At 34.3% G+C, this 18,155-nt stretch carries 17 protein-coding genes and 1 riboswitch; of the genes, 10 read left to right on the top strand and 7 right to left on the bottom strand.

The genetic code is table 11. From position 1 onward, the window contains the following. The first annotated feature begins 56 nt into the window (after positions 1-56). The 6 genes from MQX03_RS11230 (at position 57) to MQX03_RS11255 (ending at position 4,936) form a co-directional block, all read left to right on the top strand. The gene (locus MQX03_RS11230; RefSeq protein WP_242803245.1) at positions 57-1,319 is read left to right on the top strand and encodes an NAD(P)/FAD-dependent oxidoreductase; all 1,263 of its coding nucleotides are present in this window, start codon (positions 57-59) and stop codon (positions 1,317-1,319) included. After that, the gene (gene trmD, locus MQX03_RS11235) at positions 1,316-1,990 is read left to right on the top strand and encodes a tRNA (guanosine(37)-N1)-methyltransferase TrmD (protein WP_242803247.1); all 675 of its coding nucleotides are present in this window, start codon (positions 1,316-1,318) and stop codon (positions 1,988-1,990) included. Before MQX03_RS11230 ends, trmD begins: the two co-directional genes overlap by 4 nt. A 285-nt stretch (positions 1,991-2,275) precedes the next feature. Beyond that, positions 2,276-3,208, top strand: coding sequence for an endonuclease/exonuclease/phosphatase family protein (locus tag MQX03_RS11240; RefSeq protein ID WP_242803248.1), 933 nt, complete (start codon positions 2,276-2,278; stop codon positions 3,206-3,208). A 31-nt stretch (positions 3,209-3,239) separates the two neighbouring features. Next, a complete protein-coding gene (locus MQX03_RS11245; RefSeq protein ID WP_129534898.1) occupies positions 3,240-3,710 on the top strand; it encodes an Lrp/AsnC ligand binding domain-containing protein in 471 nt (156 codons plus the stop codon). A 5-nt stretch (positions 3,711-3,715) separates the two neighbouring features. Beyond that, a complete protein-coding gene (gene deoC, locus MQX03_RS11250; RefSeq protein WP_242803250.1) occupies positions 3,716-4,453 on the top strand; it encodes a deoxyribose-phosphate aldolase in 738 nt (245 codons plus the stop codon). A gap of 168 nt (positions 4,454-4,621) precedes the next feature. Beyond that, on the top strand, positions 4,622-4,936 hold the full coding sequence (locus tag MQX03_RS11255; protein WP_242803252.1) for a hypothetical protein: 315 nt from the start codon (positions 4,622-4,624) through the stop codon (positions 4,934-4,936). A 96-nt stretch (positions 4,937-5,032) separates the two neighbouring features. Here the strand turns inward: MQX03_RS11255 and dusB are convergent, their stop codons facing one another. Genes dusB through MQX03_RS11280 form a run of 5 tightly spaced genes read right to left on the bottom strand, consistent with a single transcriptional unit; the run spans position 5,033 to position 8,758 of the window. Next, on the bottom strand, positions 5,033-6,028 hold the full coding sequence (dusB, locus tag MQX03_RS11260) for a tRNA dihydrouridine synthase DusB (protein WP_242803254.1): 996 nt from the start codon (positions 6,026-6,028) through the stop codon (positions 5,033-5,035). A gap of 60 nt (positions 6,029-6,088) precedes the next feature. After that, entirely contained in the window at positions 6,089-6,355 is a 267-nt protein-coding gene (locus MQX03_RS11265) for a Trm112 family protein (protein ID WP_242803256.1), read from the bottom strand. Then, positions 6,352-6,990 (bottom strand): thiamine phosphate synthase, encoded by a 639-nt coding sequence (locus MQX03_RS11270; RefSeq protein ID WP_242803257.1) that lies wholly within the window; start codon positions 6,988-6,990, stop codon positions 6,352-6,354. The genes MQX03_RS11265 and MQX03_RS11270 overlap by 4 nt, the downstream gene beginning before the upstream one ends. Next, the gene (locus MQX03_RS11275) at positions 6,990-8,039 is read right to left on the bottom strand and encodes an AIR synthase family protein (RefSeq protein WP_242803258.1); all 1,050 of its coding nucleotides are present in this window, start codon (positions 8,037-8,039) and stop codon (positions 6,990-6,992) included. Before MQX03_RS11275 ends, MQX03_RS11270 begins: the two co-directional genes overlap by 1 nt. Continuing rightward, the gene (locus MQX03_RS11280) at positions 8,036-8,758 is read right to left on the bottom strand and encodes a class I SAM-dependent methyltransferase (protein ID WP_242803259.1); all 723 of its coding nucleotides are present in this window, start codon (positions 8,756-8,758) and stop codon (positions 8,036-8,038) included. Before MQX03_RS11280 ends, MQX03_RS11275 begins: the two co-directional genes overlap by 4 nt. A 68-nt stretch (positions 8,759-8,826) precedes the next feature. Next, positions 8,827-8,915, bottom strand: a riboswitch (TPP riboswitch). A 129-nt stretch (positions 8,916-9,044) separates the two neighbouring features. Between MQX03_RS11280 and MQX03_RS11285 the strand changes: the two genes are divergently transcribed. Beyond that, positions 9,045-10,976 carry a hypothetical protein gene (locus tag MQX03_RS11285; RefSeq protein ID WP_242803260.1) on the top strand — a complete coding sequence of 644 codons (1,932 nt, stop codon included), beginning with the start codon at positions 9,045-9,047 and terminating at the stop codon, positions 10,974-10,976. A gap of 435 nt (positions 10,977-11,411) precedes the next feature. Continuing rightward, positions 11,412-11,843: a hypothetical protein gene (locus MQX03_RS11290; protein WP_242803261.1), complete on the top strand. Its 432-nt coding sequence runs from the start codon at positions 11,412-11,414 to the stop codon at positions 11,841-11,843. Between the two features lie 608 nt (positions 11,844-12,451). Here the strand turns inward: MQX03_RS11290 and MQX03_RS11295 are convergent. Together MQX03_RS11295 and MQX03_RS11300 are read right to left on the bottom strand one after the other, a co-directional pair. Beyond that, complete coding sequence (locus MQX03_RS11295) at positions 12,452-12,796, bottom strand: helix-turn-helix transcriptional regulator (RefSeq protein ID WP_242803262.1); 345 nt, start codon at positions 12,794-12,796, stop codon at positions 12,452-12,454. A 67-nt stretch (positions 12,797-12,863) separates the two neighbouring features. Next, the gene (locus MQX03_RS11300) at positions 12,864-15,935 is read right to left on the bottom strand and encodes a hypothetical protein (protein WP_394801746.1); all 3,072 of its coding nucleotides are present in this window, start codon (positions 15,933-15,935) and stop codon (positions 12,864-12,866) included. Between the two features lie 311 nt (positions 15,936-16,246). On the opposite strand from MQX03_RS11300, the gene MQX03_RS11305 reads away from it, so the two are divergent. Together MQX03_RS11305 and MQX03_RS11310 are read left to right on the top strand one after the other, a co-directional pair. Then, positions 16,247-17,176, top strand: coding sequence for a T9SS type A sorting domain-containing protein (locus tag MQX03_RS11305; RefSeq protein WP_242803264.1), 930 nt, complete (start codon positions 16,247-16,249; stop codon positions 17,174-17,176). 84 nt (positions 17,177-17,260) lie between these two features. Then, positions 17,261-18,136 (top strand): lamin tail domain-containing protein, encoded by an 876-nt coding sequence (locus tag MQX03_RS11310; protein WP_242803266.1) that lies wholly within the window; start codon positions 17,261-17,263, stop codon positions 18,134-18,136. Positions 18,137-18,155: the final 19 nt, after the last annotated feature.

Raw genomic sequence — 18,155 nt, forward strand, 5'->3', positions numbered from 1 at the left:
GCAAAACTAACTTTTTAAGCCATAAAATACTAAATAAAATAAGTAAATTTGTTACTATGGAAACACGCGAAAAGATCATCATCATCGGAGGAGGTTTTGCGGGGCTGCAGCTTGCGAAAACATTAAACAATAAAAATAAAAAAGTAATCGTTCTCGATAAAGTAAACCATCACATGTTTCAACCGTTGTTTTATCAGGTCGCATGTGGCAGGATAGAGCCTTCCAATATTTCATTTCCCTTCCGAAAGATCTTTCAGGAATCCAGAAATACACAGTTTCGTTTGACGGACGTTAAAGAAATTATTCCTTCTCAAAATAAAGTCATTACTGACGGAGCCGAATTCACTTATGATAAACTGATTATTGCTACGGGTTGCAAAACCAATTTCTTTGGAAATAAAGATTTGGAGAGCAAAGCTTTCGGGATGAAAAATACTCAGGAAGCCATCGGAATCAGAAATCATGTTTTGATGACTTTCGAAAAATTAATTCTTGAAAAAAGCCGCAGTGACGACGGAAATTGGAACATCGTTATCGTAGGAAGCGGACCAACAGGAGTGGAATTGGCAGGAGCTTTTTCTGAAATGAAAAAAGATATTCTTCCCCGCGATTATCCTTACATGAATTTTGATAATCTTAAAATCATTTTGGTAAGTTCTACAGAAAAACCTTTGGCGGTGATGAGCCCCGAGGCACAAGAGAAATCTGAAAAATATCTGAAAGATCTTGGTGTTGAATTTATGAGCGGAGAAATTGTTACCGATTATGATGGCGACAAAGTCTACATGAAGAGTGGAAAACAAATTCCATCTAATAACGTGATTTGGGCAGCCGGAGTTGTAGGAAACGTAATTGACGGTTTCCCCACAGAAAAACTGATCAGAAACAGATATATTGTTGACAGATTTAATAAAATTAAAGGCTACGAAAATATTTATGCAGTAGGTGATATCGCCTATATGGAAACTCCAAAATATCCGCAGGGACATCCTCAGGTTGCTAATGTTGCTATTAATCAGGCGAAAAATTTAGGAAAAAACTTTCTGAAAAAAGATGCTGGTGAATGGACGGAATATGAATACAAAGACCAGGGTTCTTTAGCTACCATCGGAAAACACAGAGCTGTTGTCGATTTACCTTTTATTAAATTTCAGGGATTTTTAGCATGGTATTTTTGGATGTTTTTACATTTAATGCTTATTTTGAGCGTTCGAAATAAATTGGCCATATTTTTCAATTGGATGTGGAGCTACTTTAACAAAGATTCCTCCTTACGTCTGATTATTTCGCCAAGTAAAAAAAATAATACGCAGCAATGAGAATTGATATAATAAGCGTACTTCCAGAATTGATGGAAAGTCCGTTCAGAACTTCTATTTTGAAGAGAGCAGTTGATAAAGGTTTGGTAGAAGTGCATTTCCATCAGTTGAGAGATTGGTCGATCAACAAACACAGACAAATCGATGATGAACCTTATGGTGGTGGAGCAGGAATGGTAATGATGATTGAGCCTTTAGATAAATGTATTTCCGAATTGAAATCTCAAAGGGATTATGATGAAATTATCTATTTGACTCCCGACGGAGAAACGCTGAATCAGAAAATTTCAAATACTCTTTCTATAAAAAACAACCTGATTTTCCTTTGTGGGCATTACAAGGGGATTGATCAAAGAGTTCGTGATCTTCATATTACAAAAGAAATTTCCATTGGAGATTTTGTCCTAACAGGCGGGGAATTAGCTGCTTGTGTTTTGGCAGATTCTATTATTCGCCTTGTTCCCGGAGTTTTAAATGATGAGCAGAGTGCTCTGACTGACAGCTTTCAGGATGATCTTTTGTCACCTCCTATCTACACCAGACCAGAATCTTACAAAGGTTTAGATGTTCCGAAAATTCTTTTGAGCGGAAATTTTGCTAAAATTGAAGAATGGAGACATGAAGAAGCACTAAGAATTACTGAAGAAAAACGCCCGGATCTATTAAAATAACATGTATTTTCTTGTGGTTTTTTGCGATTAAACATTAGTGCAATCGTTTTCAAATAATGATTTCTGAAATTTAAAAATGTTCGAGAGAAGAGTTTTTATGAATGTAAGTTCATTTTTATTAAAATTTTCGCTGAAATAAATTAACAAGCTTACGATTATGTCAATTTTTTCGCGTTTTATGTGAAAATTTAATTATGATTAGTGGTATGATACTAAAAAAAACAATAAATTTACACTCTGAAATTAAAATTGAAAATTTCTGAATGCCAATAGAAAAACGTGTAGATGGAACTGTTTGCTTTTTATAATGTAGAAAATTTATTTTTGCCAGACCCGCCGCCTAATCATAGGCTAGATCCTACCACCTCGGGACTTAGAAACTGGGACGAAAGAAAATACAGAGACAAACTTTTCAAAATTTCACATGTCTTTCAATTGATGAAGGATGAAACAGGCATTCTTCCGTGCATGATTGGTCTTTCTGAGATTTCTGGAAGAAAAGTTCTGGAAGATCTTGTAGAGATGAGTCCTTTCAATTCTCAATATGGCATCGTTCATTACAACTCTATGGATGAAAGAAAGGTTGATGTAGCCTTACTTTATGACAAATCTAAAATTGAAATTATAGATTCTGAAGCCATCACATTTTTCTTTGAAATTGTAGACAATAATCCCGAAAACTACGATACAACAAGAGATGTACTCTTCTCGAAAGTTAAATTTAAAGAAGAAATTATCAATGTTTTTGTAGCGCATCTTCCGTCAAAAAGAGAGAAAGATATTAATCAGCCGAAACGCGATTATATTTTAAGCGAAATCAGAAACAGAATTGTTCAGATCGTCAATGTTGAAAAGGAAAACGTAATTCTCTGCGGTGATTTTAATGAAAATCCTGACGGCGAAGGTTTACTGAAAATCCTTTTTGATGATAAAAATGAAAAAGTTCTGATTAATCCTTTTCAGGAATTGTATACTACCAAAAATTACTCTGCTTTTCATTATAAATCAGGTCTTTTGTTTGACCAGATTTTATTATCAAAATCATTTTTTGATGACAATCAATCATTATCATATTACGACGCCAAAATTTTTAAGCCAGAAAAACTGAGAAGCAGAAATAAAATGTTTAGTGACAGGCCTTTCAGAACCTATGCAGGAAGCCGCTATTTGGGCGGTTACAGTGATCATTTTCCTGTTTTTATAGTTTTAAAGAAATAAATGACAATATAAAAAAAAGTAATAATCTAAGATGAAAAACTCAACCAGTACAAGCTATCATTTAGACCCTTTAGATAAAGAAATTATCTATATGTTGATGGATAATGCTAAAAGCTCTTTGGCATACATTTCTAAGCAGGTAGGGATCTCAACTACAGCTGTGCACCAAAGAATCAAAAAGCTGGAGCACGCAGGCGTAATCGAAAACTCTATTTCATTTCTGAACCCAAGAAAAATAGGATATAAAGTAGTTTCGTACATCGGGATGTTCCTCGATCAGCCAAGTCATTATCCGGATGTGGTAAAAGCACTGAAAGATGTAAATGAAGTAGTAGAAGCACATTACACTACAGGAAATTATACCATTTTCCTAAAGGTTTTATGCATAGACAACGACCATTTGATGCAGATTTTAAATAAACTTCAGAAAATGAAAGGAGTGACAAGAACGGAAACTTTTATATCTTTGGAGCAAGGGATCAACCGACAACTCAAAGTATAATTAAAATGAATATTGCTCAGTATTTAGATTCAACTTATTTAAAAACACCGTTACAGGCAGGAATTTCTGAAGAGAAAACTTTGCGAAAAGTAAAAGAACTCACTCAGGAAGCAATTGAAAATCATTTGTTTGCTGTTATGATTCGTCCGGATTATGTAGCTGAAATCAGAAAATACATTCTGGAGAAAAATGCCGATGTTGTTCTAGGAACGGTCATCGGTTTTCATGAAGGAACTTATTCTTTAGATGCAAAATTAGCTGAAGCCCAAAAAGCAATTGAAGAAGGTGCAGATGAATTAGATTTCGTCATCAATTATTCTGCGTATTTGAAAGGAGATTTAGTAAAAGATGAATTTTTGCGATGCACACAATTGTGTATGAATCATCATAAAGTTGCAAAATGGATTATTGAAATTGCAGCTTTAACGGATGAGCAAATTGCCAATCTGACTAGAAATATTTCCAATTGGGCAGAAGAAAATTTTCCTGAAAATGATTTATCTAAAATTTTCGTTAAATCTTCCACAGGTTTTTACGAAACGAAAGACGGAAAACCCAGTGGAGCAACATTTGAAGGTATAAAAATTATGCTCCATAACGCAGGGAAACTTCCTGTAAAAGCGGCAGGTGGAGTAAAAACTCCCGAAGATGCCGAAAAGATGATCAATCTCGGTGTCAAAAGGATAGGAACTTCCTCAGCGTTGGCATTAATTAAAAATGAATCTTCTTCTGAAGCATATTAAAATAAGCAAACCCATCAAATTCTGATGGGTTTGTTGTGTTTATATGTTTCTGATTACTTTACTCGAACAATAAAAACCTTGAGCAACCCGATACTCTGGGAAACAAACCTAAAAATTTTGATTTTAAGTAAAATAAAGTAGTAATTTTAATCTAAATTTTTAAATACAATGAAAAAAACAATTTCAATTCTGGCAATTTTAATGATTACATTCTCTGCCAATGCACAAGAAAAGCAAACTGTAAAAGAAACAGTGAAAAAAGACGCTCAAGCTGTAGGAAATGCTGCTAAAAAAGGGGCAAATGCTACCGAAAAAGGAGTTCAGAAAGGAGCGAAATGGACTGGTAAAACCGCAAAAAAAGGTGCTAAAGCCACGGAGAAAGGTATAAAGCAAGGAGCAAAATGGACGGAAAAAACTGCTAAAAAAGGTGCAAAAGCTGTAGGAAAAACATATCAGGACGTGAAAACTGATATCAAAAAATAATTTCTTTTTCCAAGCAAAGTAAAAATAAACAAACCCATCAAATTTTGATGGGTTTGCTGTTTTATATAAAGTTTAATAGTTTTAATTAACCTTAACTTAAACCTGTGCCTGATATTCCTCATAAAACCCTTGAGTTTCTTTGATTACTTCATCCATTTCAACCAAAGAATATACTTCCAAAAATTTTCTTCTAAAATCTTTAAAATGAGGAATTCCACGGAAATAATTGCTGTAATGCTGTCTCATTTCGATCAATCCTAATTTCTCGCCTTTCCATTCTGCGCTCCATTCTGCGTGTTGGCGAACAGCCAAAAGTCGGTCTGAAATTGTGGGTGCATCGAGATGTTCTCCGGTTGCAAAGAAATGTTTGATCTCATTAAAGATCCACGGATAACCAATCGCAGCACGGCCAATCATAATTCCGTCGCAAGCGTATTTATTTTTATATTCTAAAGCTTTTTCGGGAGAATCTATATCACCGTTTCCAAAAATAGGAATTTCAATGTTTGGGTTTTGTTTGATTCTTGAAATGTGTTCCCAGTCAGCTTCACCTTTATACATTTGTCCGCGCGTTCTTGCGTGAATCGTCAAAGCTTTGATTCCCGTTTCCTGAAGACGTTCTGCAACCTCATCAATATTGATTGAGTTGTTGTCCCATCCCAAACGGGTTTTCACCGTCACAGGAAGACTTGTAGAACTTACAACAGCTTTCGTTAAACGAACCATCATGTCAACATCTTTCAAAACTCCGGCTCCTGCACCTTTGCAAACCACTTTTTTTACCGGACAACCAAAATTGATGTCCACCAAATCAGGGTTTACGGTTTCCACAATTCTTGCAGACATCGCCATCGCTTCTTCATCACCGCCAAAAATTTGGATTCCCACAGGTCTTTCATAATCGAAAATATCCAGCTTCTTTCTACTCTTCATCGCATCGCGAATCAAGCCCTCAGAAGAGATAAATTCTGAATACATCATATCTGCACCATGTAATTTACACAGTCGTCTGTACGGCGGATCACTTACATCTTCCATCGGAGCGAGCAAAAGCGGAAATTCCGGCAGTTCTATGTTGCCTATTTTTATCATGCTGCAAATTTACGAAATTCTAAACTTTCAGCATTTTGAAATTATCTATTGCTGTTATCGTTAAGAAATCAATCTGAAATTCTCCACTTTTTTGCCTTCCAAATGTTTTTCCCAGCGTTCTAAAACAGGTTGTTCCAGTTTAAATTCACGGTATTCGTCGGGTGACATAATGGGGATTCCGCTGATGATTGGGTAGACTCTTTTACAGTCGTCACAGATCAATAAACCTTCTGTGATATTTTCACTTTCATCTTGTGAAATGATGGTTAAATTTAAATCTGATTTATCAAACGGACAGCACAATTTTTCTATGGTTTTTATTCTCATTTTTTAATTTTTTTAATTTTTTGATGATACTTTTTAATGGTTTCTGACGGGTTTTCCGCGCTCATAATTCCTGAAACGACAGCGATTCCGTCATAATTTAATTCATCTAAATTTTTAATATTATTTAAATCAATTCCTCCAGCTAAGAAAATCTTTCCGCCGTAAATACTTTTCGCTTTCTGAACGGTTTCAAAATTTACCAATTCGCAGCTGTTTGCGGTTTTTGATGGAAACATTGAGCAGAACGAAATATAATCGAACTGATGTCCTTCAGCATATTCAATGGTGGAAAACTCATTATTGCAGGTAATTCCAACGATGAAATCACGGTTGATTTCCTTTTTAATTTCATTGAAATTTTCAGGAATCTCATCAAAATGAATTCCATCCAAAGGAATTTGTTTTAAAAGTTCCCATCGATTATTGATGATCAAAGGAGTGTTATAGAAAGAAGTCGTTTCGTGGATTTTTAAAAGCAATTCTTCAATATTCTGATTTTGTTCGAAATGATCCCAAACCTGAATTACTGCAATGTTCTCTTTTACAATTAAATTTAATTTGGGAAAAAGAATTTTCTCATCCATCGAAGGATCAATGATTAAATAAATTCCGGATTCTATGGTTTGTTTTCTCATTATTTCCAGCCGTTTTTATAAGCGTTAAAAAATGCTTTCCAATAAGGATCTTCTTCAAAATACATTAAATCATTTACTTTTTCGTTCTCAATTAATTTAATTCCGTCAGATTGTTCGGTAATCGTTCCGACTTCTGTACATGGAATATGATTAGTTTCCAATCTCGAAATAATTTCCGAAGCCTTCTCTTTTTTACAGGTAATAATCATGGAACCTGCACCAATGCAATATCTGGGATCCAAAGCGAACAGATTACAAACAGCGGACTGTATCTCTCCAGTCGGAAGTTTTTCGTTAAAAATTTCAGCTCCATTTCCTGACGCAATCGCCAATTCGTAAATAGCTCCCAAAACTCCGCCTTCTGTCACATCATGCATGGCTGTCACTCCTGAATTCTCATTTTGTACGGCAGTCAAAGCATCTTTCAATGATGAGGTTTCGTAAAAGGAAGCCGATGCTGAATAGTAAAATTCTTTCCCCGCTTTATTTTTTACAGTCTCAGGGAAACTCATGGCTAATATTGCTGCGGATGAAAGTGCGCTTGTCTTGGTCACTAAAATTGAATCGCCAAAGTTTGCATATTTTGAAACCAAAATTTCTTCTTTCGGAGCGACCGTAATAAAAGTTCCACCGCCTGCGATGGTAGAATTTTGACCTTCGATAAATCCGGTATGTCCTCCGGTAATGCTTACACCTATATCTTTACAAAACTGATGAATATAATTCCAATAGATTTCAAAATCATTTTTAGTAAGATGAGCAGGAAGGTTTAAAATAAATTGCCCAAACATCGGAGCAAAACCCGTCGTCGCCATATCATTCGCCATAAGATGTACCGATAACCAAGCGGATTCCTCCAAACCTAAGGACGGAATTAAAGACAGCGGATCGCTAGTCAAAACCATTGCTTTTCCGCCGTGCAAGTCGACAACTGAAACATCAACGCCAAACTCAGGACCGACACTTACTTCATCACGTTCTTTTCCGCAACGCTGTTTCAGGAAATCTTCAAATTGGGAATGATTTATTTTGCCTAAAGTTTCACTCATTCCACATCATTTAGCTGAATGTATAAACCAAAAAAATCACCAACCGGCACATTCCATTGCTGTACTGGAAACCATTTTGGAAGTCCGGTGCAAGTCCATTCTATCGTGTATTTTCTTCCAACTAAAGCTTTTTCGATAATTTCAGTCAGCATTTTCGGCGTGTAGAAAATTGCCGTCACATAGAAAGGGTTTTTTCCAAATAACTGCTGCACTCGTCTCCTTGCAACTTTCGGGGAATTCCTGTTCATCATGCCCATTGCAATTCCGTATTTGGCAACACGGGCGGCTTCTCTGATAACTTTTACGGGATCTTTATAATATTCAAAAGTTGTGATGAATGCCAATGAATCAAACGTATGATCTTTGAAAGGCATGAAATGAGAGTCGGCCATTACCAGATCGCCTTCAAAAAGATGAACTGCCTGAGATAACATCAATGGCGAAATGTCTCCACCGGTCGCTTCAATCCCGATGTTTTTCCACCAACGGGTAAATCGGGTAGTGCCACAACCAAATTCTAATAATGTTTTAACTCTCTGATCTTTGGAAACGAGCTGTTCCATTACTTTTTTTTGCCAGATTTCAGCACGTTTGTACCTGCCTTCATACCATAATTCGTAGGTGTCGGTATGTTCTCGGTTGAAAAACCATTCAGATCTTCCTTGCCAGTTTTTGTCTTGTTGGGGGATTAGTTCTCCGGAAAACTTTGTTACTTCCATTTTATTTTAAGTTGATTATTCAGTTCAGACCACAGATAAGCATGCGAACGAATAAAGCATAAAATGAAAATATTTTAAGCAGACATCCCTACGTTGGCATTATCCAAATCAGGTCATCGGGTATGATCTCAGCCTTGCGGCACCCCGTGTATTTATTACTAATGCAAATATAAGTTTTGATTATTAGAATTGCCAAAAAACTTGTGCAAAAGATGCCAAAAAATAAATGCATAATAAGTGAATTGTTTTTTTCATATTTGCAAAGTAAAATTATAATACACAAAATATGAAAAAAAATAATTTCCTAATGCTTCTAGCATGTTTTCTTCTATTTTTTGGCTGCCGTCAAGAGTTGGATTTAGTGAATCAAGAAGATCAAACTAGTAAGTACAATCTGACTAAAGACAATGTTAAAACACAGATTTTAAAAAAAGCTGATTATGAAAATATAAATTTCTTAAAAGCAGATATTAACAAAATCTCGGGTTTCCTTAAGACTCAAAAGGATGAAAATTCATCTTCATCAAAATCTACACAAATAATAAGTGGATATGAGATTTACACTGATACTTTTGAAGAAGTTTCTTATCTTAATGCAAAGTACCATTCTTTCTATATTATTGGACAAGAAAATGCTGAATACGAAGAGAAATTAGTTTTAAAAAGTATTGACAATCAAATAATAGAAAAGTATATTTTAAGATATAAAAGAAAACTTAATTTTTCTATAGATCCTAACTCTTATCAGACAATAAAACTTTCAGATTCGCAAAATACAAGTGGGAAGATGATGTTTATTGATACTTTTTCAATGGGATGTTCTACATATACTGTTACTTCTTATGAATGTGGATATACTGGACATCACACAAATGGTCAGTATTGTTCAGTTCTAAATGCAAGTATGCCTTTTAATACTGTTTCAGTTTCTTTTGACCCCAACTGTATGGCTAGTGAAGGAGGTGGTTCCTCAGGAGGTGGAGGAGGTGGAGGAGGTGGAGGTGTTCCTGGAAGTTACACGCCCCCCGTAATTTCTATTCCTACTTCTGCTCCACTTTATGTAACACATGGGCCAAAAGGTAAAACATGTAATTCTTTAGGATTAGATGCTTCCGAAGTAGATCAAATAAATAGTGATCAAAGTTTAAGATTAAAAATATACCAATATATTGCTGTATCAGGGTCGACATATCCTTTGCCTTGTGAAAATGATTTTTTTATGGATGAATATAAAACTTTTATAAAGGCGATCATTAAATATGTTTCAGAATCAGGCACGCCAGCAAATGACTTGACTTTCAATTATTTAAATTCAGCATACCAGTTTTTTCAGAACGAGTATTATGATATGACAGAACCTGAAAATTTCTTTCATCGTCTGAAAGCTTTAGATAATGCTTTAGCTCAAAACCAAAATTTATTGTTAGATATTCCGTGTGGTGAATTAGATGATTGGCAAGCCGTAGCGCAACACAACATTTCACAATCAGTAAAAGACAAATTACAAAATATTAAAAACCAAACAAGTTGGTGGAGTAATTGGCAAATTACAAATTTAGATGATGGAGCAAGTGCAAGAATTAATATGGATGTATTTCCTGTACAAATTAATTCTTTACCTAATAAACCAAATAGTAATCAAAAATATTCTCCAGAAGAATTTTTTAATTTTTTTAGACTTAATTTAAATTTGTTTGCAGAGAAATTTACACCAATCGTTGATAATCATTACGGAATTAACGATACGGCCTTATGGAATTCATCAAATCCTCTAGGTACACTCCTTCATATTGAAATTCCAATTGATAATGGGACAGTAGTTTGCAGTGGGTTAGGTCCACAAGCATGGATATTTTCGACAATAAAGGCTCCGATGAGTATGGGGTATGATGGCGTACATCCAGTCGCTGGAAACAGATTGTTTGGTTTCTATGTAAATCCAACTGATAATACAATGTATATTTATACTAGAGGTGTTGATAGAGTTTCTCAAGTAGCAACAAGTTTTCCTAATCTTGCTAATTATTTAATTGTAAGTGCAGCATTTCATGGAGCCGACCAGCTCTGGACAGGGATGCAAGATAAATTATCAAAATATATAAATGATAGGGGTGGAAATGCTAATAAACTTCCAGAAAAAACCTATAGACCTAATTACTCAAAAATAAGAAATTATTTAAAAGGTAAAGCTCTCTTAAGTTCTTTAGGATGTAATTAAATAAAATATTATGAAGTTATTAAATAATATTCCTAAGCTTTTAGCTACCATGTATTTTGGCATTTTAGCTAAGAATATTTTACAATTAATTATTGGATATTTATGTAATTCTAATAATGATATTAAATTGTATAAATTATATAATTTACAAGAAAGTAGTTACTCATATGGTTATTTACTTCAACTAATTTTTATTTATGATTTTCTGTTTTTGGCAGTTATATTTTATTTTCCATTATATTTAATATTATATTTGATTATTATAAAACTTGGTAACAGAATTTGGCTTCAATTAATTTATTCCTCAGGAACTTATCTAATAACAATTTACATTTTTGATAAAAGTAATTTCAGCTCCTTCTTTATTCTTATAACAATTTTAGTAGGACTTTTGAATTGGTACCTTTTTAGAAAAGTGATTAAAATAATTTAATAATGTATCAAAAAATATTTACTATTATAGTTTTATCTTTTTGGCAATCATTATTTTGCCAAAATTTAGAAAATTGTCCGAAAAACTTAACATATTTTGCTTATACACTTCCTATTGATGGTGATAAATGGTACACCCCTATTAAATATAAAATTCAGAGTGATGTAATTGATTTAAAGATTATACATAAAGAAAAAGAGGAGCTATTTATTCGATTTAAAATAGTTGAAAACCTAATTTGTGATTTTAAAAACATAAATAATTGTAATCTCAAATATAAAATTTTGACTTACGATGAAGAAACTGATTCGTACGAACAAAGAGTATCCGAAATTGAATTCAAATTTTCTGAAGGAATAGGGAAAATTTGTATTCAGCATCCAAACTTTCCTCAAATTGTTAGTGATGCAACAACTATAAATGAAAGTAAGTAGCAATGTATTTTAGCAAAGATGGAATTTAAGAGATAATTTATGTAAAGGTTTGATATTCTTATTTTTTACTCCACTCTTTCATATTCAAATCCTGGAATACAAATGTTAGACTCTTTTCCAATTAAGGGATATACTTTGTCAAAATTTTCTCATTCTGCTGTAGTGCATTTACTATACCAAATAATTTAGGTTGGGAATCAGGAACAAGATTTATAACGGGAAGTAATAGTAGGAGTGATCGATGATAAACCTGTTGGTTCAGTACTTCATCTTGGAGGAATTTGTACTACAAAGATTACTCTTCAATAACCATACAATAAGATTATATATAAACCTCTAAAGGATTATTTAAAAATCTCTCGAGGTTTTATACAAATCGTAGAGAGCTTTTCAAAAAAGCAGGCGTGCAATTTTAAAAAGCACGCTTGCTTTTTTATTTTTGCTCACTTAGCTTTTCAAATTTCATTCAAGAAAACTTATCAATTGTAAAACAACGAGGTTTAGATTCCTCCAGAAATCAATGATTCCAAGAAGTGAATAATAAACTTGATGACATGATTAAGGGCTTTGCTATATAAAAAAAAGAAAATTCTTCTTCGGTTTTTATTTTATTCTTTATCTAATTTTTGTAGTAACTTTTCGACCAGCATTACTAATTTTTCAGCAGCTTCTTTATCAGTAATGTTAATTATCAATCCATGTTGTCCACCCGAAGCATGATCACTATTTGTTGAGTTGTTAACGAAACTTACTTTCTCTTTATCCTCGAACAAATCTTTAATCTCTACATTGAAGATTTCGGAAAGTTTTGGCAGATATTCAGATTTTATATCGTTGGTTTCACTTTCCCAATTGGCATAGGTATTTCGCTCAACACCCAAAAGGTCTGCAATTTCTTGCTGTGTCTTTTTAGATTTCGTTCTTATTCTTCTGATATTATTTCCTATGCTCATCGGTTTATTTTTTTAACAAATATAAGGATTTATATGTAGGTAGTAAGTAGCAATTTAACTTCTAATTCTAAAAACTCGCCTTCACCTGCATACTTCCAATATGAATCGTACGGTCACCGGAATTTCTACCTTCATAATTTAAATTTAACTGCAAGAAAGAGTTGATTGCCTGTTGTACAAAAACACTCCAGACCTGGTTTTTTCCTGGTTTTAAACCATCGAGCATTTGGTTTCCTACGATGCTGAAATTGTTTCCGGTAAAGTTGTTGTTGATGAATGAGAAGTTTCCTCTGATGGAAGTTTTCTTGCGCTCCCACTGAAGCGTTCCGGTGATGTCAAAAGCTTTCAGAAGTTCTTCACCGTCCACTCTTTTCTTTTCTCGGTAAGCAGAAGAAAATTCGGCTTGTATGGCGTCTGTAAATTTGTAAGTTGCTTTTGGTTTTGTTTCGAAATTATTCAGTCTGTAATCTCTCGTTGCAAAAAGCTGTGAAGAGTTTTGCAAATCGTGAACAGAGTTTTCCCAATCGACCCTGAATTCTTTATTAAACCAATATCCCAAATTCACGAAATGAGAAGTCTGATTTCTTTCTTCGTTGCTGAAATTGGCATTGATGAGGTTATCGTTAGCAATGAAACGGTAATTTCCGTTCCAGCCGGATATTTCGGTTGGGTTAAACTGAACGGAAGCTAAAATATTCTGGTTTTTGAGAATCTGGTCATCACTTTTTTCAAACGGATTTAAAACCAAAACTTTCTCTCTTTTAAAATAAGAGTTTTGTGAATTTAATGAAACATTGAAATTCCAACGCTTTAAAAACTTATTTTCCGAATCAAATATAATTGCCGGATTCACAAATAGCGCCAACTGGAGTTTATTTTTGTTGGAAGGAATATACCGTACAGAATTGGTGTAAATCCTGATATACTGCGCCAAATCTGAGTATTCGGCAATCTCAAATTCATCAAGCTGCTGAACGCCGTCACCATTGTAATCGGTCCATTTGTACACACCTTGCCCGTCTGTCACTTTGATGTATTGGAACTCACGTTGTGCTTCCTGTCCGTTTCCTAATTCATAGAAAGCCTGCAAACGCATTCCGTTTTTGAATAACTGTTGATTGTAAAGTATATTTCCTACGACAAAATCTTTATTCTGATTCATATCTACATCTTCATTTTTGTAGAAGAATTTTCTGTAATGTATCAAAGCATTTAAAGTAGTTTTTTCTGTTTTGATCAACTGGCTTTCTGCCATGAATCCTAAGATCCTGTTCATATTCTGAAGCCTGTTGTCACGCACAGAGTCGTTATCTCTGATATACATTTTAGCCAAAAGCTTGGTTCTTGTACTGTCACCGATTTTCTTTTGAACAAACAATTCTTTCCAGCTGAAACTGGTGACATCCATCAGCTGAGTTTCATTAAATTTCTTTTCGTTGTGCTCCATGCTTCCACCTAAAGCCCAGCTTCCTTTTTTGCCTGTATATTCTGTGGCAGCACCTCCACGGATGAATTTTGTGTCCTGTAAAGTAGCATTCGTATCGAGATAAGATAAGTTTCCTTTGGTTAGGAATTTCCCTTTGATCCAGCTGAAGTCTAAATCGTTTTTAATTCCTTTGTAAGAATCCTGCTCGTCAAGATAGTTGACACGGTAATTTAATGCCGATTTATTATTCCATTTATTTAAAAAATTAAAGATAAATCTGTTTTGTGTTCTTCCGCTGAATTCCTGAGCTAAGTTGAAATCTCTCGAAAATTCCACATCATTAATACGGTCGAGGATGTGAAATTGTTTGTCTATGTATTGATATTCAAAGCTTGGAGTTCCCTTCCAACTATTTTTTGTGAATGTTTTATTTCCAAAAACTCTGTACGCATATCCCAAATTTTGGTCAGAATCTTTTGAGGAAAATAAATTGAGATCATAATTGCTTAAAGAAATGTCTGCACCTATTTTTCCGTCTTTTAATAGATATTCTGAATTTACAGTATATACCTGAGATTTTTGTGGAGAAGGCAACTTTCTTACCGCTCTGTAATCCCCCATATTGGGGCCGACGTATTCGAAAACACGACCGTTATTGGTAGTTTGCGTCAGTTTATAATCTCCCAAATTCACTCCGAAATACGTAAATGAAACGGTATACAAAGTCTGTGTAACATCAGTGGAAAATTGATAATGACTTCCGTTGGTGTCTGGTACGAGAATGTAAAGTATTTTGTTGACGTCATATTCTGTAACTACACCCGAAGGAGCATACATCAGATTAGGATCATTGCCGGCATCGGCTAAAATCTGTTCGTCTTCTTTGGATAAATTTAAAGCTAAAGGTGCATTTTTATTATCATTTTCCATAAACCAGTTCAGCCCGATTCTGAATTTCTCACGCTGATGTTCAAGCTTTCCTGTAAATAAATATCTTGAATAATTTCTGTTGGTATAATTAAATGAAATCGTAATGAAATTCTGCTGGAAAATCGGTCGGAAGCTCGTAAAAGTAACCTCACCGGTGTTGTAGTTAATCACGTAATCCTGATTCTCACCACGTTTCATTAAAATTCCGTCAATAAAAACCTGCTCAGATCCTGAAATCAATGTGATAAACTGCTCACCATTTTTTCCAGTCAATCGGTAAGGTCCTTGGTTTCCTTCCACACCCTGAAAACGGATTCTGTGAAATTCGCTTCGTGCCACACCCATAGAAACATCTACAAAGGTCTTGTTTTCAGTTCCGAATTGGGTCTGAAACTGAAGTCCCATGCTTCGTCGCTGGTATTTTGCGAAATAATTTTTGTCATCTAAAAGATCCAAATGCCCGGCTCTAAGAATTGATTTGTCCTTAATATTAAGCTGCATGTAAATCTTGTCAAATTCTTCAAGAGTCTGCGTGTATCCATCGGCCTGGATTGGTAAATTGTGATCTGAAATACTAGCTAAAATACTGACGTCTTTTGACAGTTTTCCTGAAATTTGTAAATCCATGGAACTCTGTACAGACTGCCCCTGATTATTGCCGAAAGTAATCCCACGAATGATTGAACCTTTAGAATTTAGTTCGCCTAAAAACCGTTTCTTATCATTTTTGGCAAGCACAGCTTCATCAACGATAATCCGGTTGCTGGTTTTTACAAAATCCATTGTGTCTTTTGCGAAAATGTCCTGTTCAAGCCTTGCTGCAAGTATGCTGTCCTTCTTTATACTGTCTTTTGGAAGGTTCGGATTTTTCCACGAGAAAATTTGAGCGTTATTCAGTGATAAGCCCAAGAGAAAAACGAAGAATATCAGTAGAGAATTCCGCAAGTTTTCGAAAATAATTTGTAAAAATAACTAAAAAATATGAACAGTTTTAGTTTTAATATTATTAACAAAAAATTAATCTTATTTTTGACTTAAAAGCAAAAAGACCCCTAATTTTGCGGTATAAATTATTAATAATAAAATTTTAAGTTATGAAAAAGATTTATTCTTTAGCAATGATTGGGTTGGCAAGTTTGGTATTCGGACAAATAAGTCTTACGAATATCGGTACTGCATATACTCAGAATTTTGATGGTTTAGCAAGTGGTACTTCTACAGTATTAACTGGTTCATTAGCGGGTTGGGCTATTTCTGAATCAGGAAGTAATGCTAATACATCTTACGTTGCTGATAATGGAAACGCAAATGCAGGTAATACTTATAGTTATGGAACAATAGGTTCTACAGATAGAGCTTTAGGAGCACTTGCAAGTGGAAGTTTAGAGTCAAGATGGGGAGCTCAGTTTGAAAACAATACGGGCTTAGTTATTAATCAACTGTTGATTTCTTATGTAGGAGAGCAGTGGAGATTCGGTGGTGGCAGATCTACTCAAGATCATATTATTTTTGAAATAAGCACAAATGCGACATCTTTAAATAATGGAACTTGGACGGCTGTGACTGCTCTTGATTATCTCTCTTCAAATATTGCTGGTAATGCAGGATCAAGAGATGGTAATAACTCTACTTATAAAACAGCTGTTAATGGTACAGTTACCGGATTAAATATTTCTGCTGGATCTACTTTTTGGATTAGATTTGTTGACGAAAATATTACAGGAAATGATGATGGTTTAGCAATTGATGACTTTTCTTTAACTCCTCAAAACTCTGGAAGTCTATCTACTGCTGATGTTAAAAATTCTAAGAATTTATTTGTGAAAAATACGGTAGTGAAAAATGAGATTACATTCGGGACAAAGGCACAAGTGAAAATTTATTCTGTAAATGGGCAGCTTGTAAAAACTGCAGATGTTACTGAAAATAAATCTTTGAATGTTGCTGATTTACAAAATGGTATCTACATTGTTACAGGATTAGTGGAAGGTAAAAACGTTTCTCAGAAAATTATTAAAAACTAATTTTAACTAATTGTTAATTATAAACCGTGACTTTTTGTAAGTCATGGTTTTTTATTATTTTTACAAAAATAAAATATTTAAATTATGAAAAAAATCTTTACAATTTTAGGTCTAATATCAACAGCGGCGTTCATGAACGCACAGATTGTTATTAATGAAGTGTATGGTGGTGGTGGTAATTCTGGAGCTACCTTTAAAAGTGATTTTGTTGAGCTAATTAATAATGGAAGTAGTTCAGTTGTTTTGAATGGTGCCTATTTACAGTATGCTTCTGCAGGAGGTAACTTTGGACCTGCTGGAACTAGTACTGATCCTTTAAACAATAAACTGGCTTTGCCTTCAATAACTTTAAATCCTGGACAAAAATATTTGATTAAATTAGCGACAGGAACTGGAGGTACTGTTGATTTACCTGCACCTGATTTTACACCTAGCGGAACGGCCTATCCAAATCAACCTCTAGCTCTTTCTGGTACAGGAGGGAAAATTGCGTTAACTTCTAATAGTACAAACCCTACAGCTGCAAATAGTTCAAATGTTTTAGATTTTGTAGGCTGGAGTAGCGGAGCTAGTTTATTTGAAGGCACTAGTTATGCACCTGGAACAGCAAATGCAACATCTATATCAAGAACTAATGGTATTGATACCAATAATAATAATACTGATTTTACAGTTGGTACACCGACTCCTGAAAATTCCACTTCTGGTTCATTAGCAGTTTCAGATTTAAACAAAACAAAATCAAGTTTCATCAAGAATACATTCGTTAAAAACGAAGAAATTACTTTCGGAGCTGATGTGAAAGATGTGAAAGTTTACACACTTACAGGCCAGGTTGTAAAAACAGGTTCTGTGAAAAACGGAGCTACTCTTAATGTTGCTGAATTACAAAAAGGAAACTATATTGTAACAGGAACTGTAAACAATCAATCGGTTTCTCAGAAAATTTTGAAAGACTAAATATTTTAAAATATTTAAA

Source organism: Chryseobacterium aahli (assembly GCF_022699665.1).
In the GTDB taxonomy this organism is placed as follows: Bacteria; Bacteroidota; Bacteroidia; order Flavobacteriales; family Weeksellaceae; genus Chryseobacterium; species Chryseobacterium aahli.

Bases quoted from the DNA above. Each gene is read 5' to 3' on its own strand.
- MQX03_RS11300 (WP_394801746.1), bottom strand. From the start codon at position 15,935: ATGGATTTTGTAAAAACCAGCAACCGGATTATCGTTGATGAAGCTGTG.
- MQX03_RS11305 (WP_242803264.1), top strand. From the start codon at position 16,247: ATGAAAAAGATTTATTCTTTAGCAATGATTGGGTTGGCAAGTTTGGTA.
- MQX03_RS11230 (WP_242803245.1), top strand. From the start codon at position 57: ATGGAAACACGCGAAAAGATCATCATCATCGGAGGAGGTTTTGCGGGG.
- MQX03_RS11270 (WP_242803257.1), bottom strand. From the start codon at position 6,990: ATGAGAAAACAAACCATAGAATCCGGAATTTATTTAATCATTGATCCT.
- MQX03_RS11310 (WP_242803266.1), top strand. From the start codon at position 17,261: ATGAAAAAAATCTTTACAATTTTAGGTCTAATATCAACAGCGGCGTTC.
- MQX03_RS11245 (WP_129534898.1), top strand. From the start codon at position 3,240: ATGAAAAACTCAACCAGTACAAGCTATCATTTAGACCCTTTAGATAAA.
- MQX03_RS11255 (WP_242803252.1), top strand. From the start codon at position 4,622: ATGAAAAAAACAATTTCAATTCTGGCAATTTTAATGATTACATTCTCT.
- MQX03_RS11275 (WP_242803258.1), bottom strand. From the start codon at position 8,039: ATGAGTGAAACTTTAGGCAAAATAAATCATTCCCAATTTGAAGATTTC.
- trmD (WP_242803247.1), top strand. From the start codon at position 1,316: ATGAGAATTGATATAATAAGCGTACTTCCAGAATTGATGGAAAGTCCG.
- MQX03_RS11265 (WP_242803256.1), bottom strand. From the start codon at position 6,355: ATGAGAATAAAAACCATAGAAAAATTGTGCTGTCCGTTTGATAAATCA.
- MQX03_RS11295 (WP_242803262.1), bottom strand. From the start codon at position 12,796: ATGAGCATAGGAAATAATATCAGAAGAATAAGAACGAAATCTAAAAAG.
- MQX03_RS11240 (WP_242803248.1), top strand. From the start codon at position 2,276: ATGGAACTGTTTGCTTTTTATAATGTAGAAAATTTATTTTTGCCAGAC.
- dusB (WP_242803254.1), bottom strand. From the start codon at position 6,028: ATGATAAAAATAGGCAACATAGAACTGCCGGAATTTCCGCTTTTGCTC.
- MQX03_RS11285 (WP_242803260.1), top strand. From the start codon at position 9,045: ATGAAAAAAAATAATTTCCTAATGCTTCTAGCATGTTTTCTTCTATTT.
- deoC (WP_242803250.1), top strand. From the start codon at position 3,716: ATGAATATTGCTCAGTATTTAGATTCAACTTATTTAAAAACACCGTTA.
- MQX03_RS11290 (WP_242803261.1), top strand. From the start codon at position 11,412: ATGTATCAAAAAATATTTACTATTATAGTTTTATCTTTTTGGCAATCA.
- MQX03_RS11280 (WP_242803259.1), bottom strand. From the start codon at position 8,758: ATGGAAGTAACAAAGTTTTCCGGAGAACTAATCCCCCAACAAGACAAA.